Origin of the sequence: Cryobacterium sp. Sr3 (genome assembly GCF_004402835.1) — a bacterium.
In the GTDB taxonomy this organism is placed as follows: domain Bacteria; phylum Actinomycetota; class Actinomycetes; order Actinomycetales; family Microbacteriaceae; genus Cryobacterium; species Cryobacterium sandaracinum.
In genome coordinates this window covers 13,575-33,945 of the sequence record NZ_SOFA01000025.1, presented here as the reverse complement: position 1 = coordinate 33,945, position 20,371 = coordinate 13,575, and the positions used below count along the sequence as shown (strand labels likewise).

The following is a 20,371-nucleotide window of genomic DNA, read 5'->3' as shown; positions in this document are numbered from 1 at the left end:
GGATGCTGCAGACCGACTCACCTCAGATCACTCCGATCCTCGAAGCCGCCCGAACCGCCGCCCGAACTCTGGCCACGACGTCGACCGGGTTGAAGAACCAGGCGTTGCACGGGATCGCCGCCGCCCTGCGGGGGAGCGCTGCGGAGATTCTGGCCGCCAACACCCTGGATCTGGCCGCCGGCACGCACAATGGCCTCTCCGAGGGCATGCTCGACCGCCTCAGCCTCGACGAGGCGCGCATTAACGCCCTCGCCGACGCCGTGCTCGAGATCAGCCTGCTCACCGATCCCGTTGGGGAGGTTGTGCGCGGCTCCAGCCTGCCCAACGGCGTACGAATCAGCCAGGTGCGTGTACCCTTCGGTGTCGTCGGCGTCATCTACGAGGCCCGCCCGAACGTCACCGTGGACATAGCCGCCATCGCTCTGAAGAGTGGCAACGCCGTCGTCCTGCGGGGCGGATCGGCCGCCGAGAACACCAACCGGGTGCTCGTCACCCTACTTCAGGCGGCGATCAGGCAGGTCGGCCTGCCCGAGGCGTGCGTGCAGACCATCGACCCGTTCGGCCGTACCGGTGCCACCGAACTGATGCAGGCCCGCGGCCTTGTCGACGTGCTGATCCCGCGGGGGAGCGCCGGCCTGATTCGGGCCGTCGTCACCCAGTCGACCGTGCCCGTGATCGAGACCGGGGCCGGCGTCGTGCACATCTTCGTCGACGAGTCGGCGAATCCGGAGTGGGCGGTCGACATCGTGCACAACTCGAAGGTGCACCGGCCCAGTGTCTGCAACGCCCTCGAGACTCTGCTCGTGCACGAGGCCGCGGCCGCGCGGCTCCTGCCGGCCGTTCTGGCGAAGCTGACGGAGTCCGGCGTTACCCTGCACGGCGACGACCGCGTGCGCGAGATCTTCCCCGCGGCGGTGCCGGCCACGGAGGAGGACTGGTCCACCGAGTACATGGGCCTCGAACTGGCCGTGGCGGTCGTCGACTCCCTCGACGACGCCATTGCGCACATCCGTCGCTACTCGACCGGGCACACGGAGTCGATCATCACAAACGACATCGTGAACGCCGACCGGTTCCTCGGAGAAGTGGATTCCGCGGCGGTCATGGTCAATGCCTCGACCCGGTTCACCGATGGCGGCGAGTTCGGTTTCGGAGCCGAGGTGGGCATTTCCACTCAGAAACTGCACGCTCGCGGGCCGATGGGTCTGCCCGAGCTCACCAGCACCAAGTGGATCGTGCGTGGCTCCGGCCAGGTGCGCGCATAGCCCCCGCTAGACTGTTGGCCATGGCGTATCGCTGTGCCTTGTGAGTCCCTGAATGGAGAATCCCATGTCGTTCCTGACCGTTGTGCTGGCTGAGGCCGGGCTCGTCGATTTGCCGATGCCGATCTTCCTCTACGGAGTGATCGCCCTCGTGGTCTTCGCCGCGCTCGGCTTCGTCGTCTGGTCCTACCGGGATGTCGCCAACCGCCACCAGGCCAAGGCGAAGGCTTACTCCGACGCCCACGGCGGCGCGCGCAGCGACCACTAATCGGAAGCGTCACCATCGATAATCCCGGGGCCCGCCCACCGCGCATCGGCGTGATGGGCGGCACGTTCGACCCCATTCACCACGGGCACCTTGTGGCCGCCAGCGAGGTGGCTCAGAGCTTCGACCTTGATACGGTCATTTTCGTTCCCACCGGTCAGCCGTGGCAGAAGGCAGATGTGACCGAGAGCGAGCATCGGTATCTCATGACGGTCATCGCCACCGCCTCCAATCCCCGGTTCACCGTCAGCCGGGTCGACATCGACCGAACCGGGCCCACGTACACGATCGACACCCTGCGGGATCTGCACGCCGAACGCCCGGACGCGGAGCTCTTCTTCATCACGGGTGCCGACGCGATGGGGCAGATCCTGGGCTGGAAAGATGTTCAGGAGCTCTGGGACCTGGCCCATTTCGTGGCTGTGAGTCGTCCGGGACACGAGCTCAGTATTTCGGGATTGCCCAACCAGGACGTAAGCTTATTGGAGGTTCCGGCTCTGGCCATCTCGTCCACGGACTGCCGGGAACGTGTGAATCGGGGATTCCCGGTCTGGTATCTGGTCCCCGATGGGGTTGTCCAGTACATCTCAAAGCATCATCTGTATCGGAGTGTGGCATGACGTTGGGTAATGACCCACAGCCACTGACGCGGCGACAAGCCCGCGAATTGGCTAGTCGGAACGAGCAGGTCGTCGTCGGCGAATCCGCCGTTCCTGCGCCTCCGGCTCCGCTCGAACCGGCACCGGTGGATCAGGCACCGGTTCCGGCGAAGGATGCCCTATCCGCGAAGCAGCACGCCGCCCAGCAGTATCCCGCCGCACCGTCCGCGTTCGCGCCTCGCGCCGTCGATGGCACGCGCAGCGTTCTCCACGCGCAGGACCACAACACCCTGACCCGTCGTGAGCTGCGCGCGCTTCAGACCGCACAGACCGGCGATTCCGGCGAATTCCTGCTGAAGCACAACTCCCACACCGAGTCGGCGCTCCCCGCTGCCCCGATCGCACCCGCACCTGTGCCCGAGACGGCTGCGCACCCCTTCGCCATCGACGCGCTGCACGTTCCGGTGGCCCCCGCCAAGGTGGCGCCGCCCGTCGAGTTCCTGATTGAGGCCTCCCCGCGCACGAAGGTCAAGTCCCGACCCGGAGTGCTCCACCCGCCGGTCGGACACTGGTCGCTGGCCCGCGACGAGGTTGACGACCACGTTCCCGGCGTGACACAGCTCGAACCGTTCGACCAGATCGTGGCTCGCGGCATCAGCGCCGGCGGCATTCCGACCACGACCAACGCCCTGATCCTGCCGTCCATCCCGCACCACGGATCTTCGTCGGGCCCGCTCATGCGCACCGGCGAGATTATGGTCACCGGGTCGATCGATCTACCCCGCAGCCTCGGTTCCACCGGAGCCCTGCCGAACGTCTTCGACTCGTCGGACATGGACCAGATGCTCGACCAGCTCGACGAGGGTGGACACCATAGCGACGTCGCCCCGGTCAGTGCGAGCCGCGCCGTCAGCACGCACGCTTCGACCCGGGGTGTCATGGCTCCACCGAGAAAGCGCGGGTTGACCGTCCCGGCCGTCCTTACCGTTACCGCAGGCGTGCTCGCTTTCGGCGTGCTGGCCCTGATCGTGGCCGGCTACGTCCTCAAGATTTTCTAATGCCATCCATTTCGCCTTCACTAACTCAGGGATTCATTCGATGACCGCTTCTGCCCATGCTCTCGAGCTCCTCCAGGTGGCCGCCGCCGCCGCAGACTCGAAAGCGGGGGAGGACCTCGTCGCAATCGACGTATCCAATCCCCTGCCTCTCACCGACATCTTCCTGATCGTCACGGGCCGCTCCGAGCGCAACGTGGTGGCCATCGCCGGTGAGATCGAAGACAAGATGACCGAGGCCGGCCACAAACCGTTGCGTCGCGAAGGCCGTGCCGAGGGGCGCTGGGTCCTCGTCGACTTCGGCGATCTCGTCGTGCACATTTTCCACGAGGAAGAGCGCGTGTACTACTCGCTCGAACGTCTGTGGAAAGACTGCCCCGTCATTCCCATCGCACTGCCTGCCCACAAGGCCGCCGAGTAGCGGTGGTCAGCGGCAGGCTAATCATGTAGTAGCCTAGAGAAGTTGTTTCGGGCAGGTTGCGAAACACATTCTGGGTCCGTGGCGCAGCTGGTAGCGCACCTGCATGGCATGCAGGGGGTCAGGGGTTCGAATCCCCTCGGATCCACCGAGTAGCACAACGTGCCGAAAATATGGAACAGGCCTCGACTTCGGTCGGGGCCTGCTCTGGTTATGTGGGGCAGAAAAGCTCATCAGTTTTCGCATGAAATGTATCGATCAGATGGATCCTCGCGGAGGCCCTCTGACGCGACTGCGGGGGCTGGTGATCACGCGCCGTCGATCAGGGCGAAGCGTGGAACGTCTGCGCCGTCGACGCGGACGGTTCCCGTGAACATGGCCAGGGGGCGCACCCACAGCCCGCGTTCTCCGTACAGGGTGGTGTAGACCACCAGCTCTTCCTCGGTCTCCGAGTGCCGGGCCACGCCGAGAACCTCGTAGAGGTGACCTTTGTAGTGCTTGTATCTGCCGATCGCAATGTCATTCATGGTGGGCTGACTCTAGGCTCCTTCGCCCGACATTTCCAAACCGTCATCTCCCCACCCGAGCCGGACCGGGTCACCGACCACCTCGCCCAGACCGTCCCGCCACCGGTTGCCCGCACCGCGAGTATCGCTCCGAGTCCGGCCGACACCCGAGCGACGGGAGCCACAGAACGAACCCGGCACGGGGGGAGGTGACCGCGACGCTGCGATCGAACAGGTCGGCAGAACGCGAGTACGAGACCGAGCCGACCGGGTTCCGGCGGCCCGAACGCTGCCCGATACTGGAGGGGTGCCCGAGACTTCGATTCCTGCAGAGCGCCCGCAGCGCCCTCGACCGTGCCCCTGCCTGAGCGGCAACCTCTATTCCGCGTGCTGTGGTCGGTTCCACCGCGGGGACGCGTTTGCGCCCACCGCGGAGGCGCTGATGCGGTCCCGGTACGCGGCCTTCGCGGTGGGGGAGCCGGACTACCTGCTCACGACGTGGCATCCGCTCACCCGCCCGGAGGTGCTGGAACTCGACGCCGACGTGCGTTGGCTCCGCCTCGAGATCGAACGGACCGCGCAGGGCGGCCCGTTCGACACCGAAGGGGTGGTGGAGTTCACGGCGCACAGCCGGTCCGGCGGCGTCTCCTCGCAGCAGCACGAGATCAGCCGGTTCGTGCGCCTGAACCGACGGTGGGTCTACCGGGACGCCGTCTAGCCCAGCTGCTCCAGGTGGATTTTCAGNGCTCCAGGTGGATTTTCAGCCGCGCCGCGAACGCGGGGCGGGCACCTTCGGCCCGCACAGTCTGCAGCACGTGTTCCCGCACGCCCAAGGCGGTGAGCGTGGCGCTGACCCCTGATGTCTGGGGGGGGGGGGGGGCATGATCATCGGGTCGACGGTCGTGCGTGCCGGGTGGGCTCCCCACCCGAAAAGACCACGCCGTCGAGCAGGCCGTGACGCTTGGCCAGCAGGCAGCAGCCAGCAGCCAGCAGCCAGCAGCCAGTCGCAGGTGGACAGTGCCACAAGTCCCGCGATCTGCAGATCGTGCGCGCTCGCCCTTCTTGCCGATGCTGAACGAATTGACCGGGCGGAAGTGGCCCATCACGATGGTCCACACCTCACAGACGCCGCCGCAGACCGTGCAGGTCGGGTGCTCGCCGGCCAGGTAGCCGTGGTCGGGGGCAGATTGAGAACGACGGCGTAACCGTGATGCACGGCAGCCGGTGCGTCGTCAGGGAGCGCTGGACGAGCTCGCGGCAGGCCGCGGCCGTGCAGAGCTTCTCCGACATGTACAGGTGCAGCACGGTGCCGCCGGTGTGGCCTCCAGGTTGTACATGTTTCCGGTGGTCTCCTGGAATGAAGTTCTGGAAATAAGGAGTGCCAAACACCGCGGTCATCACGTCGATAGACGCCCGCTTGATCACGGCCATCTCCTCGGCCAGGTTGCCGTGGTTGAAGTCCTGCTCGACCTCGCCGATCACGGTCACCTGCTCGCGCAGGTCCTCCGGGCAGACCCAATCGAACGTGAGGTTGGTGAACGGCGCCCTGTAGGAGTCGAAGGAGCTGCATTCCTGCGCTCCGGTCCACTCGTTCTGCATGGTGCCGAGGAAATTGACGATCTGCGCGATGGCCGAGGAGAAATGCCTCGGGGAGTGGACTCGATCTTGTCGAGAAAGCCAATCAGTCCCTCGTCGAGGAACACCCGGAGCGACCAGCCGGCGCAATAGCCGGCCAGCATGTCGAGTTCGTGGATGTGTAGCTCGCCCTCGCGGTGCGCCTTGCCGATCTCGGCGCTGGAGACGGCGGCACGGATCCGCACTGCGTCGGAGGGAGCGTTAGCGCCAGTGCGCGTGATGGACCGAAATTTCGGGTTTGTGCATTCGACCTCACACCCGGTGCCTCAACGTCACCACATCTTGGGGTCCACATTCCGATACTGACGACATGTGGTGGTGAGTGGCTAAGCGAACGGTCGGAACAGGGCCGCCAAAATGGCGATATAGACGACCACGAAGACTGTGGGGGTCAGGAAGCGCACGACGTTGATCCACGGCGCGGAGGCGATGACGCCGCGCCCGAGGGCGCTGCTCGCGGGCAGCGCGCGGAGGTCAGCCACGATGGCGAGCCCTTCGTTCGCGGACGCGATTTGAGCGAGCGCGCCGAGAATGCCTGAGGCCAGCAGGATGCCCGCGGCCGCGATGCGCACGCTCAGCTCGGCCTCCGCAAGGCCGAGGGACAGGAAGGCCACGAGCGCCGTGAGCAGGAAGGTCGGAGCGAACTGGGACACGATGATGTGCCAGCGGGCCCGGGTCCAGAGCGAAATGAGTTCGTGTTCGGTCATGGGAAATCTCCTGTCGCCGGGGCGACCGGATGGTGGCGCCTGACCCCATTCTGCCCCCTCGCGCCGGCTCGCCGGCGGCCCCATCCCTAGCGGAGCGCCCCGAACCTCAGGTCGGGCTCGGAATATTCTCGGGACGGCCGCGGTTTTTTCCTTTGAATGCATTTGCATAGAGTTTGTCGAACGTTCCGACCACGGCGAGGAGCACGCACCAGATGAAAAAGAAGTTCGAACTCGGGCTGGATACCTTCGGTGACGTTACCTTTGACGCCTTCGGGGCTCGGTTGTCCCAGGCGGCGACGCTGCGCAACGTGGTGGCCGAGGGTGTGCTGGCCGATCAGGTCGGCCTGGACTTTTTCGGGATCGGTGAGCACCACCGGGAAGATTTCGCCGTTTCCGCCCCCGAGGTTGTTCTGGCCGCGATCGCCGGACAGACCACCAGCATCCGTCTCGGGTCGGCGGTCACCGTTCTCAGCTCCGACGACCCGGTGCGCGTCTTCCAGCGCTTCTCCACCCTCGACGCGGTCTCCAGCGGGCGCGCCGAGGTCATCCTGGGTCGCGGCTCCTTCACCGAGTCGTTCCCGCTTTTCGGGCTGGAGCTGGAGCAATATGAGCTTCTGTTCGAGGAAAAGCTCAACCTCTTCACCGAGTTGCTCAAGGAGGAGCCCATCACCTGGTCGGGCGAAACCCGTGCCGGCCTGCGTAACCAGCGGGTGTTCCCGCCCACCGAATCCGGATCCCTCACTACCTGGATCGGCGTGGGCGGCAGCCCCCAGTCCGTCGTGCGCGCCGCGCACTACGGCCTGCCGCTGATGCTGGCCATCATCGGCGGCTCGCCGCTGGCCTTCGTGCCACTGGTTCAGCTCTATCACCGTGCGCTGGCCCAGTTCGAGAAGCCGACCCGCCCGATCGGCGAGCACTCCCCGGGATATGTGGCCGTGACGGATGCCCGGGCGCGCGAGGAAATGTGGCCGCACTATGCCGCCATGCAGGACCGGATCGGCCGCGAGCGCGGTTGGGGTCCGGTCACCCGGGAGCGCTTCGAACACGACGCCGGCCCGGACGGCGCCCTGTTCGTGGGCTCACCCGAGACCGTGGCCACGAAGATCGCCGCCACGGCGGTGAGGCTGGGGCTCGCCCGCTTCGACCTCAAATACAGCCTCGGCACGCTCTCCCACGAGAAGCTGATGACCAGCATCGAGCTTTACGGCACTGAGGTGGCACCGCTCGTGCGCGAGCTGGTGGCTGCCGACCGCGCCGACGACGTGAGCGGGTGATCGCGGAACGCCAGAATACGAGGCCCGTCACAGCGCACGGAACGGATTCGACGGAGATTTTGCTCAGTACGGCTCGAAATACTCCGGAAACCCGCTCTTGTGCCAAAATCTCCGTCGAATTGGTTCGACACCGGGCACGGTGCTCCGCCTCTAAAGCTCGGCCACCGTGCCGGCGCCCTCCTCCTGCAGGGCGTACCTGGCGGGGACGAGCTGCTCGAGGCTGCGGTAGACATCCGCCGGCACCACGTCTTCGCCGGCCAGTGCGCTGAGGATGATGACGTCTGTCCCCAGGCCGGCCCGGAGGGTGAGGTCGTAGAGCTCGTCGAGATCGTGCCGGGACAACACATCGCACTGAGCCTCGGCGAGATGTACGCGTTCGCCGCCACGCCGAGCGTGCAGGTACGCAGTACCTCGGCCGGGGCGTCGCACCGCGAGCCTGAACCATCCGGGCCTGCAAAACTCCCTGGCCACCGGCGTGCAGAGGCACATCGGTGGCGTCCTCGCGGCCCTCGACGGTGACCGTGAGAACCGGGGACGGAGCGAAGACCACGACCGCATTCACAGCGGCTTGATACCCAGAGCGGTCACCCGCGAAAACGGATCGGGCGTCGACGGGGCCCGGCAGACTGTAGCGTACTTGTGGGCATACCGGCGCGGTCGGTGTGTCGACAGCACGAGACCCGTAGCACGAGGAGCACCCTTTTGGAAACCTGGCCCGGTACTGCGTACCCGCTCGGAGCAACGTACGACGGCAGCGGCACGAACTTTGCCCTGTTCAGCGGAGCCGCCCACCGCGTTGAGCTCTGCCTTTTCGACGAACAGGGCGTGGAGACCCGCATCGACGTGGTCGAATCCAGCGCGTTCATCTGGCACTGCTACCTGCCCCTGATCCAACCGGGACAGCGCTACGGCTACCGCGTGCACGGCGACTACAACCCCGCCGCGGGCAGCAGGGCGAACCCCAACAAGCTCCTGCTCGACCCCTATGCCAAGGCCACCTGCGGCACGATCGACTGGGACCAGTCCCTGTTCTCCTACAACTTCGGTGACCCGGATTCGCGTAACGACGAGGACTCCGCCCCGCACATGATGCTCGGCGTCGTCGTCAACCCGTTCTTCGACTGGGTGGGAGACCGGCCCCTGCGTACGCCCTACAGCGCCTCCCTGATCTACGAGGCCCACGTGAAGGGCCTCACCAAGCTGCAGGATGCGGTACCGGAGGGCCAGCGCGGCACGTACGCCGGCGTGGCGCATCCGTCGGTCATTGACCACCTGCAGAAACTCGGCGTGACCGCGATCGAGCTGATGCCGGTGCACCAGTTCGTCAACGACGGCACCCTCGAGGAAAAGGGTCTGAACAACTACTGGGGTTACAACACCATCGGGTTCTTCGCCCCGCACAACGCGTATTCCTCCTCCGGTGACCTTGGCAACCAGGTGCAGGAATTCAAGGGGATGGTTCGTTCTCTGCACGACGCTGGTATCGAGGTCATCCTCGACGTGGTCTATAATCACACCGCGGAGGGCAACCACCTCGGCCCGACGATCTCGTTCAAGGGCATCGACAATGAGGCGTACTACCGGCTCATGGACGACGACAAGCGGTACTACATGGACTACACGGGCACCGGCAACACCCTGAACGTTCGTCACCCGCACTCGCTGCAGCTGATCATGGACTCGCTGCGCTACTGGGTTCTCGAGATGCACGTCGACGGCTTCCGGTTCGACCTGGCCTCGGCTCTGGCCCGGGACCTCTACGACGTCGACAAGCTCTCCACCTTTTTTGAACTGGTGCAGCAGGACCCGGTGGTGTCCCAGGTCAAGCTCATCGCCGAGCCGTGGGACGTCGGCCCCGGTGGGTACCAGGTCGGCAACTTCCCGGCTCAGTGGACGGAATGGAACGGAAAGTACCGCGACACCGTGCGTGACTTCTGGCGCGGCGAACCGTCGACGCTGGGCGAGTTCGCGTCGCGAATCACCGGTTCCGCCGACCTCTACGAGCACTCGGGCCGCCGCCCCGTCGCCTCGATCAACTTCGTCACCGCGCACGACGGGTTCAGCCTCTCCGACCTGGTCTCTTACAACGAGAAGCACAACGACGCCAACGGCGAGAACGGCCAGGACGGCGAATCGCACAACCGGTCCTGGAACTCCGGGGTCGAGGGGCCGACGGATGACCCGGAGGTCCTGGCATTACGGGCCCGGCAGCAACGCAACTACGTTGCCACCCTGCTCCTGTCGCAGGGTGTGCCGATGATCCTGCACGGCGATGAGCTCGGCCGAACGCAGAACGGCAACAACAACACCTACGCCCAGGACAATGAACTGAGCTGGATCCACTGGTCGGAGGCGGACCAGCCGCTGATCGAGTTCACGGCTGCCGTTTCCCGGCTGCGCCGCGAACACCCGACGTTCCGCCGCAGCAGCTTCTTCAACGGCCACCCCGGTCACCGCGCCGCGGGCGACCCGATGAGCGACCTTGTCTGGCTGACCCCCGACGGGCAGGAAATGCAGCCCCAGGACTGGGACGAGCACCTCACGCGCACGGTCGCCATGTTCCTCAGCGGCGACGGCATCCGGGAGCGCGACGTCCGTGGCCAAATGGTGACCGACGTGAATTTCCTGGTCTGCTTCAACGCAGACGCCGAGGATATCGAGTTCACCCTGCCCTCGGCCGAATACGCCCCGGCGTGGGAGATCGTCGTCGACACGGCGGGCGAAGGCGCCGACGCGATTCCGCGGCCCGCCGGGTCCCTGCACACGGTGACGTCGCGTTCCCTCGTCGTGCTGCGGGCGTATCACGCTCCGGAAACCACGCCGGACCACTCCGTCGCGGCCTCCCTGGCCGGGCTGATGACGGGGACGATCCCCGTGATCGACCCGGCGCACCTGGTCCAGCCGTGAAAATTCCGCTCACCACCTACCGTCTGCAGATCACGGCCGCGTTCGACCTGGCGGCCGCGGAAGGGGTGCTCGACTACCTGACCGAGTTGGGAGCGGACTGGCTCTACCTGTCCCCGCTGCTCGCTGCGGAAGAGGGCTCCGACCACGGCTACGACGTCGTCGACCACTCACGCATCGACCCGGTGCGGGGCGGAGCCGAGGCGCTCACCCGCTTGGCGGCGGCCGCGACGGATGCCGGGCGCGGCATCTTGGTGGACATCGTGCCCAACCACATGGGCGTCGCGACCCCGCACCGTAACCTCTGGTGGTGGAACCTGCTCCAGCACGGCCCCGCCTCGCGCTACGCGGAGGCCTTCGACGTGGACTGGGCCGCGAACGGCGACCGAATCCTGCTGCCCGTGCTCGGCGACGACGCGGACGGAATGAGTGAACTCGACCGCCTCCAGGTGGTCGGCGACGAGCTGCAATACTACGACAACCGGTTCCCGCTCGCCCCGGGCAGCGCCGACGGCGGCGCGGACGCCCGCGTCGTGCACGCCCGGCAGCACTACGAACTCGTCAACTGGCGCCGCGCGGACGCGCAGCTGAACTACCGTCGGTTCTTCTCCGTGAACACGCTGGCCGGCCTCCGGGTCGAGGTGCCGTGGGTCTTCGACGAATCCCACCGGGAGATCGTGCGCTGGGTGCAGGACGGCCTCGTGCACGGGCTGCGGGTCGACCACCCCGACGGTCTCGCCGACCCGGGCGGCTACCTCGACCGGTTGCGGGATGCCACCGACGGAGCCTACGTGCTCGTCGAGAAGATCCTCGAGGGTGACGAACAGCTGCCGACCAGCTGGGCCACCGCCGGCACGACCGGGTACGACGCCCTCGCCGACTTCGACCGGCTGCTCGTCGACCCGGCCGGGCAGGGCGCGCTCGACGCACTCGAGGCCCGGCTGCAGGCCGAGGCCGCGGCGCTGACCGGTGACGCGCCGCCGGCGGACTGGGCCGACCTGGTGCACGCGCGGAAGCGCGTCATCGCGGACCGCACCCTCCAGGCCGAGGTCGTGCGCCTGGCCCGACTGGTCCCCGGCGGCGACGCCACCACCGAACTGACCACGGTCGACGCCCTGGCCGAACTCCTGGCCTGCTTCCCGGTCTACCGCTCCTACCTCCCGGTGGGCACCGACGAGCTGCGCCACGCTGGCGTCGAGGCGGCTCGCCACCGGCCCGACCTCGGCCCCGCGATCGAGGCTCTGCTTCCGTTGCTCGGCGACCCGGGGCATCCGCTGGCCGTGCGCTTCCAGCAGACCTCGGGCATGGTGATGGCCAAGGGTGTCGAGGACACCGCGTACTACCGCTTCAGCCGGCTCACCTCGCTGAACGAGGTCGGCGCCGACCCGGGGGAGTTCGCGGTCGACTTGGCCGAGTTCCACCGTCGCCAGCAGACCCGTCAGGCCACCTTCCCGGCCTCGTTGACGACCCTTTCCACCCACGATACCAAGCGCAGTGAGGATGTGCGCGCCCGGATCTCGGTGCTGGCCGAGATCCCGGCCGAATGGGAGAGCACCCTGCGCACCCTGCGCGCGACCGCGCCCCTCGGCGACGCCCCGTTCGAGAACCTGCTCTGGCAGGCCATCGTCGGATCGTGGCCGGCCACACCGGAACGCCTCATCGCCTACGCGGAGAAGGCGGCTCGGGAAGCCGGAACGTCGACCACCTGGACCAGCCAGAACGCGGAGTTCGAGACGGCGATGCGCGGCCTCGTGACCGCCTCCTTCAACGACCCGGCAGTCACGCAGACGCTCACCGCGTTCGTCGACCGGGTGCGCCAGGCGGGCTGGAGCAACGCGCTCTCGAACAAGCTCGTGCAGCTGACGGCCCCCGGAGTGCCCGACGTCTACCAGGGCAGCGAGCTATGGGACACCTCCCTCGTCGACCCCGACAACCGCCGCCCGGTCGACTACGACCTGCGGCGCGGCTACCTGGCCCGGGTGCAGGCCGGCTGGCTGCCGCCCGTCGACGAGACCGGCGCCGCGAAACTTCTGGTCACCACGCGCGCCCTCCGGCTGCGCCGCGACCAGCCCGAACGTTTCTACCGGCACAGTCCGGTCCCCGCGTTCGGCGCCGCCGCCGACCACGTGATCGCTTTCGACCGCGGCGGCGCGGTCACCATCGCCACCCGGCTGCCGCTCGGGCTCGCGGCCGAGGGCGGCTGGGGAGATACGATCGTGGTCTTGGCCGGCGGGCCGGTCGTCGATCTGCTGACCGGGGAACGCCACCCCGGCGCATCCGTCAGCGTGGCCGCCCTACTGGGGCGCTACCCGGTGGCCCTGCTGGTGCCGGCCGACGACGCCGACCCGACCCGCACGACCGACCTGGAAGGTGCCGACCATGCCCGCTGAATTCAAAGTCTGGGCTCCCAACGCATCGGCCCTGGCGGTCGAACTCGCCGACCAGACCGTGCCGATGACCCCGCGGGGCGACGGATGGTGGCACGCACCCCGTCCGCTGACCGAGCCCGCCGAGGGCCGTGCCGATCAGCCCGTCGACTACGGCTTTTTGATCGACGGTCAGGGGCCCTTCCCCGACCCCTGCTCCCGGCACCAGCCGAACGGCGTGCACGCGAAGAGCCGCACGTTCGATCCCGGCGCGCACGTCTGGCAGGACAGCGCCTGGACCGGCCGCCAGCTGGCCGGCAGCACGATCTATGAGCTGCACCTCGGCACCTTTACCACGGAGGGCACCCTCGACGCCGCGGCGGGCCGACTGGCCCACCTGGCCTCGATCGGCGTCGACTTCGTGGAGCTGCTCCCGGTCAATGCCTTCAACGGCACCCACAACTGGGGCTACGACGGGGTGCTCTGGTACGCCGTGCACGAGGGCTACGGCGGACCGGCTGCCTACCAACGGTTCGTGGACGCCTGTCACCAGGCCGGAATCGGCGTCATCCAGGACGTGGTCTACAACCACCTCGGCCCGAGCGGCAACTACCTGCCGCAGTTCGGTCCGTACCTGAACGAGAGGGGCGACACGGGCTGGGGCTCCTCTCTCAACCTCGACGGCGCCGACTCCGACCCGGTGCGCCGCTACATCATCGACAACGCCCTGATGTGGCTGGGCGACTACCACGTCGACGGACTCAGGCTGGATGCGGTGCACGCCCTGCGGGACGACCACGCCCTGCACCTGCTCGAGGAACTCGCCGCCGACGTCGATGTGTTGAGCGCCACCCGCGGGCGTCCGCTCACCCTGATCGCCGAATCGGACCTCAACGACCCGCGTCTGATCACGCCGCGGGACGCCGGCGGCTACGGGCTCACCGGCCAGTGGAGCGACGACTTCCACCACGCCGTGCACGTGGCGGTCACCGGCGAGACCACCGGCTACTACGCCGACTTCGAGCCGCTCAGCGCCCTCGCGAAGGTGCTCACCCACGGGTTCTTCCACGACGGCACCTTCTCCAGCTTCCGCGGGCGCACCCACGGTCGGCCGATCGACACCGCACGGATGCCGGCCTGGCGCCTCGTCGTCAACAACCAGAACCACGACCAGATCGGCAACCGGGCCACGGGCGACCGCCTCAGTGCGACCCTCGACTCCGGGCAGCTGGCGATCGCCGCCACCCTGACCCTGCTCGGCCCGTTCACGCCCATGCTGTTCATGGGCGAGGAGTGGGGGGCGAGCACACCCTGGCAGTTCTTCACGTCGCATCCGGAACCCGAACTCGGCGAGGCCGTCCGCACGGGCCGGATCGGCGAGTTCGCGCGCATGGGCTGGGACCCGGCCGTGGTGCCCGACCCGCAGGACCCGGCCACGTTCGAGCGGTCGGTGCTGGACTGGGCTGAGGTGTCCCAACCGGCCCACGCGCGCCTGCTCGATTTCTACCGGGCTCTGGGCTGGCTGCGGCGTTCCCGTCCGGACATCACGGACCCGCGCTTCGGCCGGGTCGCGGTCGACGTCGACGATAACGAGCGGTGGCTGCGGCTCTGCCGCGGCGACACCGAAATCCTGGTCAACCTGGGCACGGAGGCTCGTGACGTGCCGACGGATGCCCCGGCGCTACTGGCATCCTTCGCCGCCGTCGGCGACGCGGTCCAGTCTCGCACGCCCACCGCGGTCACCCTCGCACCGCACTCCGTCGCCGTGTTCGGCGCCTCCGACTAGCCCGCAGTCAACGGTCCTCGGGGCCTCGTGCCTCGCGGCGCACCCTACGGAAACTGGCGCACGTTACACCGTGCGCCAGTTTCTCCAACCTGCGCCGCGAGTGGGCAGAGCTCAGACGGCGCCCGACTATGCCAGGTGGGATGCGGCGGCGTCCGGATCGTCGGCGTCGGGCCGCGTCACCTCTTCCAGCAGCTCGAGCACGTGGCGGTATTCCTTGCCGGTGGCCCGGGTCAGCCCGAGCTCACAGGTGCGGTTGCACGACGCGAATGCCGTGGCGTCCATCGTCGCGACATCGGCCGCCTGCGCCCGGGTGGCGGATTCTGTCAGCTCGGGATGCAGCATGCCGCGGTCCCCGGCGAAGCCGCAGCAGCCCCAGTTATCCGGCACCTGCACCCTCTCGGCCACCCCGCCGGCCAGGGTCTGCAGGGAGTCGTTGATGCCCATCCGGGTGGAAGAACACGTGGGGTGCAGCGCGAGCGAATCGATCTTCTGGTACTCGGGCAGTGACGGCAGGATGCGTTCGGCCGCGAACTGCACGGCGTCGACCACCCGCAGGCGCGGCTCGTTCTGGTCACCCTCGATGGTCGTCCGCAGCCCCTCGGTGCAGGAGGAGGCGTCGCAGATGATGGCGAGCTCGCCGTTCCGGGTCGCCGTGCGCAGCGCCGCGAGGGTTTTGGCCCGCATGGTCGCTTCGCCGGTCTTCAGCCCCTTCGACGACCACGGCGTGCCGCAGCAGAGCCCGTCGATGCCCGCGGGCACGACGAGGGTGATGCCGGCCCGGTCGCAGAGCTGCTCGAAGCTGACCTGCACCCCGGGCGTGCCCGCGGTGGCCGGACCGAACATGGTCTGCACGCAGGCCGGGAAGTAGACGGCTTCCGGCGCCAGGGCCGGCACCGGGCGGGAGCGTCCGCCGCCGCCGCCAGGCAGCTCGCTCGAGTAGAGCGGCAGCGTGTCGGTGCCGAGCACGGCTCGGCCGAGCTTGTTGGGCACCATCAGTACCGGGGCCGGGATCTTGCGCACCACAGTGAGGGCAAGCCCGGCGCCGCGGGTGACCGCGCCCCAGTTCTTGGCCGCGGTGTTCCAGACGCCGTTGATCAGCGGTCCGGTCTCGCCGCGCCGGATCTGCTTCATCATGGTGCCGGTGTTGATGTTGACCGGGCAGGCGGTCTGGCACATGCCGTCGACCGCGCAGGTCTCCACGCCGTCGTAGACGAAGTCCTTCTCCAGCTCGGCGGCCAGAGCCAGGTCGCCGCTCCGGCGGGCCTGTTCGATGGCGCGCAGGGTGACGATGCGCTGGCGGGGGGTCAGGGTCAGATCCCGGCTGGGGCAGACGGGTTCGCAGTAGCCGCAGGAGACGCAGCTGTCGACCACCTCGGCGACGGGCGGCACCAGCTTGATGTCACGAAGGTGAACCTCAGGGTCGTCATTCATCAGCACGCCGGGGTTGAGCATCCCGGCGGGGTCGAACAGCACCTTGAGCTGCCGCATGACTTCGTAGAGCTCGTCGCCGTACTGGCGCCGCACATACGGAGCCATCACCCGGCCGGTGCCGTGCTCGGCCTTGAGCGAGCCGCCCTCGCCGAGCACCAGGTCCACCATGTCCTCGGTGAAGGCGCTGTAGCGCTCTAGCTCGGTTGTGCCGGTGAACCCGTCGGTGAGCATGAAGTGGATGTTGCCGTCCTTGGCATGGCCGAAGATCACGCTGTTGCGGTAGCTGTACTTGTCGAACAGACGGATCAGCTCCACGCAGGTGCGGCCGAGCGCGGCCACCGGCACGACGACGTCCTCGAGCAGCGCCGTGGTGCCCTGCGGGCGGGCGCCGGCGACGGATGCATAGAGCCCCTTCCGCAGATGCCACAGCTGGGCACGGGTCGCAGAGTCCGCGCTGAACTTCACCGGGGCGCTGAGCCCGAGCCCCGGCATAATGGTCAGGCCCGCGCGCTGGAGCTCCTGCAGCGATTCGGGGTTGTCGGTCTGGTACTCCATCAGGAGGGCGGCGTGGTCGCGCACCGCGAGGTCGCGCACGACCGGGGGTACGTCGTCCAGGCCCTGGCCGACCTTGAGCGACAGGGCGTCCATCAGCTCCAGGGTGGCCGCCCCGGTGCCCACCAGGGCAGGCAGGGCCGCGTTGGCGGTCTCCAGGTCCGGGAAGACCAGCAGGCCGGTGACCGTGTGGGTCGGCCGCGGGACGGTGCGGAAGACCGCCTCCGCGACGAACCCGAGGGTGCCCTCGCTGCCCACGATCAGGTGCGCCAGGATGTCGACGGGCCGGTCGAAGTCCAGCAGGGAGTTCAGGCCGTAGCCCATGGTGTTTTTCATCGAGAACTGGTGACGGATGGTCGAGACGGAGGCCGGGTTGCCGGCAACCCGCTTGGCGAGGCGCAGCAGGCCCTCGTGCAGCTCGGGTTCGAGGGCGCGGAGGCGCGCGTCGGCATCCGCCGCCCCGGTGTCGACGACGGTGCCGCTGGGCAGCACCACCGTGATCGATTCCAGGGTCTGGTAGGCGTTGTCGACGGTGCCGCAGGCCATACCGGAGGAGTTGTTGGCCACGACGCCGCCGATGGTGCAGGCGGATTCGCTCGCCGGGTCCGGGCCGAATTTGCGGCCGTACTGCGCCAGGCGGGCGTTCAGGGCGCGCACGGTGACGCCGGGCTGAACCCGCACCCGGGCGCCGTTGTCCTGCACCTCGATCTGTTTGAAGTTGCGGCGCACGTCGACGAGCACGCCGTCGGTGAGTGCCTGGCCGCTCAGGCTGGTACCGCCGGAGCGGAACGTGAGCGGCACACCCTGCGCCCGACTGGCGCGCAGCAGCTTGCCGACCTCGTCCGCGTTGGCGGCCACGACGACCGCCTGCGGCACCAGCAGGAAGTGCGAGGCGTCGTGGGCGTTGGCGTGCAGGTCGATCGCCCGGGTCTTCACCTGGGCCGGGTCGGACACCGCGGCGCGGAGGGCACCCAGCATCCCGGCGGATGCAGGCACCGCTGTGGGACCGGAGACGGTCGCCGAGGGGGTGACCACCGTGCCGCGGCGGGCCATTACGGCACCATCCAGCCGAGGACCGGGGTGGACTGCAGCACGATCAGGACCGTGATCAGCACGAGGAGCCCCAGGCTCCATCCGACGAGCTTGCGGAAGAGCAGGCTCTCCGCACCCACCAGGCCGACGGCGGCGGCCGCCACGGCCAGGTTCTGCAGCGAGAGCATCTTGCCGAGCACACCGGCCGACGAGTTGGCGGCGGCCATCAGCACAGGCGACAGGCCGGTCGCGTTGGCGGCGGTGACCTGCAGCTGCCCGAAGAGCGCGTTGGACGAGGTGTCGGAGCCGGTCAGGGCCACGCCGATCCATCCGATCAGGGGGGAGATCACGGCGAAGAATACGCCGGCGGTGGCCAGGTAGGCGCCGAGGGAGGCGGTCTGGCCGGACAGGTTCATCACGAACGAGAGGGCGAGCACGGCGGTAACGGTGACGATGGTCCAGCGCAGCTGCACGAGGGTGTCGCCGTAGATCTTGAGGCCCTGGCGGAACGAGACCCTGTAGAGCGCCATGGTGAGCAGGCCGGAGAAAAGCAGCAGGGTGCCGGTGGCCTTGAAGTGGTCGAGCTTGAACATCGTGGCCGGAACCGGGTCGCCGGCGGCGTCGGTCACGTTCAGTCCGGGCCAGGCGAAGGTGACGCTGCCCACGACGCTGAGCCAGGCCTTGATGGCCGGGATCTGCGCGATCGAGAAGATGCCCATGATGATCAGGTACGGGGCGATGGCCTTCCACACCTGGCGCGGTTCCGGGCGGGTGTTGTCGTTCAGGTCAGGGCTGTCGGCAGAGCGTCGCGCCGACTTGAGCGCGGTGGTGGGGGTGCTGCGCATGGCGGATGCGGGGACCGCGGCGCCCACGGTCGTGCTCACCAGGTTCTCGGCACCGGACAGTTCGACGTCGTCGTTCAGTCCCATGGATTCGGCCGGCTGCCAGAAGCGCAGCATGACCAGGACGGCGGCCACGGTGGCGACGGCGGCCACGACATCCGTCAGCTCGACGGCGAAGAAGTTGGCGGTGACGAACTGGGCCAGTCCGAAGACGAGTCCGGCGACCACGGCCACCGGCCAGGTCTGCTTGACGCCGCGCTTGCCGTCGACGATGAAAACGAGGATCAGCGGAACGATCACGGCGATGAACGGCGTCTGGCGGCCGGCCATCGACGCGAGGTCCTGGATCGGCAGGCCGGTGACGCCGTTGAGGGCGATGATCGGGGCGGCCATGGCACCGAACGCCACCGGGGCCGTGTTGGCCAGCAGCGACACCATGGCGGATTTGAGGGGTTTCATGCCCGCGGCCATCAGCATGGCGGCGGAAATGGCAACCGGGGCGCCGAATCCGGCGAGGGACTCGAGTAGTGCGCCGAAGCAGAAGGCGATCAGGATGGCCAGGATACGCAGGTCGTTGGAGATGGAGCGGATGGTGCGGCCCAGCACCTCGAACCAGGGGGTGGCCACGGTGAGCTTGTAGATCCACAACGCGTTGACCAGAATCCAGAGAATCGGGAAGAGGCCGTAGAAGACGCCGGCGGCCGTGGCGCTCAGCGCTTGGCCGACCGGCATCTGCCAGCCGACGACGGCGAGCACGACCGAGAGGAGCAGGCTGACCAGAGCCGCCTTGTGCGCCTTGACCCGGAACACGCCGAGAAGGACGAACAGGAGAATCAGCGGCAATGCGGCGCAGATGGCCGACAGGACGAGGGATCCAAGAATCGGATCGAGTATCTGTTGAAAGATTGGGTCTCCACACTGAGGTCGTGGTCACGCCGTCGTGACACTTCATCAGTTGTATAGCAAGTATGCAAGTAAGTCAATATATATTGTGTTTTTGTCTGTCAAGATGAGAACACAATTTAGGAAAGGCAGGTCCCGTGACAGCGCGCGTAACGGCAACGTCGATCGTGGATGCCATCGCGAACGACCTGCGAACCCGAATCCTTGAAGGGGAATTGACCTCCGCCACGGCCCTGACCGAGACCGATATGGCCGCGAGCTACGACGTCGCCCGCCCCACGGCGAAGGCGGCGATCGAGAAACTCGTCGCTGAGGGACTGCTGGTGCGCGGGGCGCACAAGAGCGCCCGCGTCGCCGAGCTCGGACCGGACTCCGTGCGCGACATCTACCAGGCCCGCGCCTACCTCGAAAGCGAGGTGCTGCGCCGCCTGGCCCTCACCTGCACCGTCCCCGAGGAGGCCGTGCAGGCCAACCTCGACATCGCGGCCGTGGCTGGCGGCTCCGCCCTCGACGTCGTGGAACCCGATATGCGTTTCCACACCAGTCTGATCGACGCCGTCGGCAACGAGCGGATCAGCCGGATGTACCGTTCCCTGGTTAGCGAGGTACGCCTCTGCATGGTGCGGGTGCAGTCGCTGAACCTGCTCGACACCGCGTTGATCCAGGCCGAACACCAGCGCCTGCTCGAGCTGATCGGGGAGGGCGATGGCGCCGCGGCTGCCGAGTTGCTCGACGAACACCTCGCCCGTGCGCGCGAACGCCTCGCCGCGGCAATCGGCGGCGAAGCCGGCCCGGAGGCACACCTCCCATCATCCCTGCACCGGGTCTGAGTCC

General features: G+C 67.7%; 16 protein-coding genes, 1 tRNA gene and 1 pseudogene. 12 read left to right on the top strand and 6 right to left on the bottom strand.

Going from position 1 to position 20,371, the window contains the following annotated elements; translation table 11 throughout:
- Positions 1-2: 2 nt before the first annotated feature.
- From E3N94_RS06210 to E3N94_RS06185, 6 genes are all read left to right on the top strand, one after another.
- Positions 3-1,265 carry a glutamate-5-semialdehyde dehydrogenase gene (locus tag E3N94_RS06210; RefSeq protein WP_104103426.1) on the top strand — a complete coding sequence of 421 codons (1,263 nt, stop codon included), beginning with the start codon at positions 3-5 and terminating at the stop codon, positions 1,263-1,265.
- 64 nt (positions 1,266-1,329) lie between these two features.
- Positions 1,330-1,530 (top strand): hypothetical protein, encoded by a 201-nt coding sequence (locus tag E3N94_RS06205; RefSeq protein WP_104103428.1) that lies wholly within the window; start codon positions 1,330-1,332, stop codon positions 1,528-1,530.
- A 14-nt stretch (positions 1,531-1,544) separates the two neighbouring features.
- A complete protein-coding gene (gene nadD, locus E3N94_RS06200) occupies positions 1,545-2,147 on the top strand; it encodes a nicotinate-nucleotide adenylyltransferase (protein WP_255409049.1) in 603 nt (200 codons plus the stop codon).
- 47 nt (positions 2,148-2,194) lie between these two features.
- The gene (locus E3N94_RS06195) at positions 2,195-3,184 is read left to right on the top strand and encodes a hypothetical protein (RefSeq protein WP_134569963.1); all 990 of its coding nucleotides are present in this window, start codon (positions 2,195-2,197) and stop codon (positions 3,182-3,184) included.
- Positions 3,185-3,224: 40 nt separating this feature from the next.
- A complete protein-coding gene (gene rsfS, locus E3N94_RS06190; protein WP_104194944.1) occupies positions 3,225-3,602 on the top strand; it encodes a ribosome silencing factor in 378 nt (125 codons plus the stop codon).
- Between the two features lie 72 nt (positions 3,603-3,674).
- Positions 3,675-3,747: transfer RNA gene (locus tag E3N94_RS06185), tRNA-Ala, on the top strand.
- A gap of 160 nt (positions 3,748-3,907) precedes the next feature.
- Here the strand turns inward: E3N94_RS06185 and E3N94_RS06180 are convergent.
- The gene (locus E3N94_RS06180) at positions 3,908-4,126 is read right to left on the bottom strand and encodes a DUF1653 domain-containing protein (protein WP_174776123.1); all 219 of its coding nucleotides are present in this window, start codon (positions 4,124-4,126) and stop codon (positions 3,908-3,910) included.
- A 301-nt stretch (positions 4,127-4,427) separates the two neighbouring features.
- On the opposite strand from E3N94_RS06180, the gene E3N94_RS06175 reads away from it, so the two are divergent.
- Positions 4,428-4,823 carry a YchJ family protein gene (locus E3N94_RS06175; protein WP_104103582.1) on the top strand — a complete coding sequence of 132 codons (396 nt, stop codon included), beginning with the start codon at positions 4,428-4,430 and terminating at the stop codon, positions 4,821-4,823.
- A gap of 334 nt (positions 4,824-5,157) precedes the next feature.
- Here E3N94_RS06175 and nrdD read toward each other — a convergent pair.
- Both nrdD and E3N94_RS06165 read right to left on the bottom strand, forming a co-directional pair.
- Positions 5,158-5,907 (bottom strand): annotated as a pseudogene (nrdD, locus tag E3N94_RS17135) (anaerobic ribonucleoside-triphosphate reductase); the annotation flags it as partial.
- A gap of 159 nt (positions 5,908-6,066) precedes the next feature.
- Positions 6,067-6,447, bottom strand: coding sequence for a hypothetical protein (locus tag E3N94_RS06165; protein WP_104103444.1), 381 nt, complete (start codon positions 6,445-6,447; stop codon positions 6,067-6,069).
- 212 nt (positions 6,448-6,659) lie between these two features.
- Here E3N94_RS06165 and E3N94_RS06160 point away from each other — a divergent pair, with 212 nt between their 5' ends.
- Positions 6,660-7,721 (top strand): LLM class flavin-dependent oxidoreductase, encoded by a 1,062-nt coding sequence (locus E3N94_RS06160; protein ID WP_104103447.1) that lies wholly within the window; start codon positions 6,660-6,662, stop codon positions 7,719-7,721.
- Between the two features lie 150 nt (positions 7,722-7,871).
- Here E3N94_RS06160 and E3N94_RS06155 read toward each other — a convergent pair whose 3' ends face one another.
- The gene (locus E3N94_RS06155; RefSeq protein ID WP_134569962.1) at positions 7,872-8,066 is read right to left on the bottom strand and encodes a hypothetical protein; all 195 of its coding nucleotides are present in this window, start codon (positions 8,064-8,066) and stop codon (positions 7,872-7,874) included.
- 357 nt (positions 8,067-8,423) lie between these two features.
- Between E3N94_RS06155 and glgX the strand changes: the two genes are divergently transcribed.
- The 3 genes from glgX to treZ are packed head-to-tail and all read left to right on the top strand — an operon-like array spanning position 8,424 to position 14,777.
- A complete protein-coding gene (glgX, locus tag E3N94_RS06150) occupies positions 8,424-10,628 on the top strand; it encodes a glycogen debranching protein GlgX (protein ID WP_134569961.1) in 2,205 nt (734 codons plus the stop codon).
- Entirely contained in the window at positions 10,625-13,015 is a 2,391-nt protein-coding gene (gene treY / locus E3N94_RS06145; protein WP_134569960.1) for a malto-oligosyltrehalose synthase, read from the top strand. Before glgX ends, treY begins: the two co-directional genes overlap by 4 nt.
- Positions 13,005-14,777: a malto-oligosyltrehalose trehalohydrolase gene (gene treZ, locus E3N94_RS06140; RefSeq protein ID WP_134415438.1), complete on the top strand. Its 1,773-nt coding sequence runs from the start codon at positions 13,005-13,007 to the stop codon at positions 14,775-14,777. The genes treY and treZ overlap by 11 nt, the downstream gene beginning before the upstream one ends.
- A 126-nt stretch (positions 14,778-14,903) precedes the next feature.
- Here the strand turns inward: treZ and E3N94_RS06135 are convergent, their stop codons facing one another.
- Positions 14,904-17,738: an FAD-binding and (Fe-S)-binding domain-containing protein gene (locus tag E3N94_RS06135; RefSeq protein ID WP_134343158.1), complete on the bottom strand. Its 2,835-nt coding sequence runs from the start codon at positions 17,736-17,738 to the stop codon at positions 14,904-14,906.
- 74 nt (positions 17,739-17,812) lie between these two features.
- Complete coding sequence (locus tag E3N94_RS06130; protein WP_134343146.1) at positions 17,813-19,540, bottom strand: L-lactate permease; 1,728 nt, start codon at positions 19,538-19,540, stop codon at positions 17,813-17,815.
- A gap of 134 nt (positions 19,541-19,674) precedes the next feature.
- On the opposite strand from E3N94_RS06130, the gene E3N94_RS06125 reads away from it, so the two are divergent.
- Complete coding sequence (locus E3N94_RS06125) at positions 19,675-20,367, top strand: GntR family transcriptional regulator (RefSeq protein ID WP_104103465.1); 693 nt, start codon at positions 19,675-19,677, stop codon at positions 20,365-20,367.
- Positions 20,368-20,371: the final 4 nt, after the last annotated feature.

Bases quoted from the DNA above. Each gene is read 5' to 3' on its own strand.
- E3N94_RS06165 (WP_104103444.1), bottom strand. From the start codon at position 6,447: ATGACCGAACACGAACTCATTTCGCTCTGGACCCGGGCCCGCTGGCAC.
- E3N94_RS06180 (WP_174776123.1), bottom strand. From the start codon at position 4,126: ATGAATGACATTGCGATCGGCAGATACAAGCACTACAAAGGTCACCTC.
- E3N94_RS06135 (WP_134343158.1), bottom strand. From the start codon at position 17,738: ATGCTGGGTGCCCTCCGCGCCGCGGTGTCCGACCCGGCCCAGGTGAAG.
- treZ (WP_134415438.1), top strand. From the start codon at position 13,005: ATGCCCGCTGAATTCAAAGTCTGGGCTCCCAACGCATCGGCCCTGGCG.
- E3N94_RS06205 (WP_104103428.1), top strand. From the start codon at position 1,330: ATGTCGTTCCTGACCGTTGTGCTGGCTGAGGCCGGGCTCGTCGATTTG.
- E3N94_RS06160 (WP_104103447.1), top strand. From the start codon at position 6,660: ATGAAAAAGAAGTTCGAACTCGGGCTGGATACCTTCGGTGACGTTACC.
- E3N94_RS06210 (WP_104103426.1), top strand. From the start codon at position 3: ATGCTGCAGACCGACTCACCTCAGATCACTCCGATCCTCGAAGCCGCC.
- rsfS (WP_104194944.1), top strand. From the start codon at position 3,225: ATGACCGCTTCTGCCCATGCTCTCGAGCTCCTCCAGGTGGCCGCCGCC.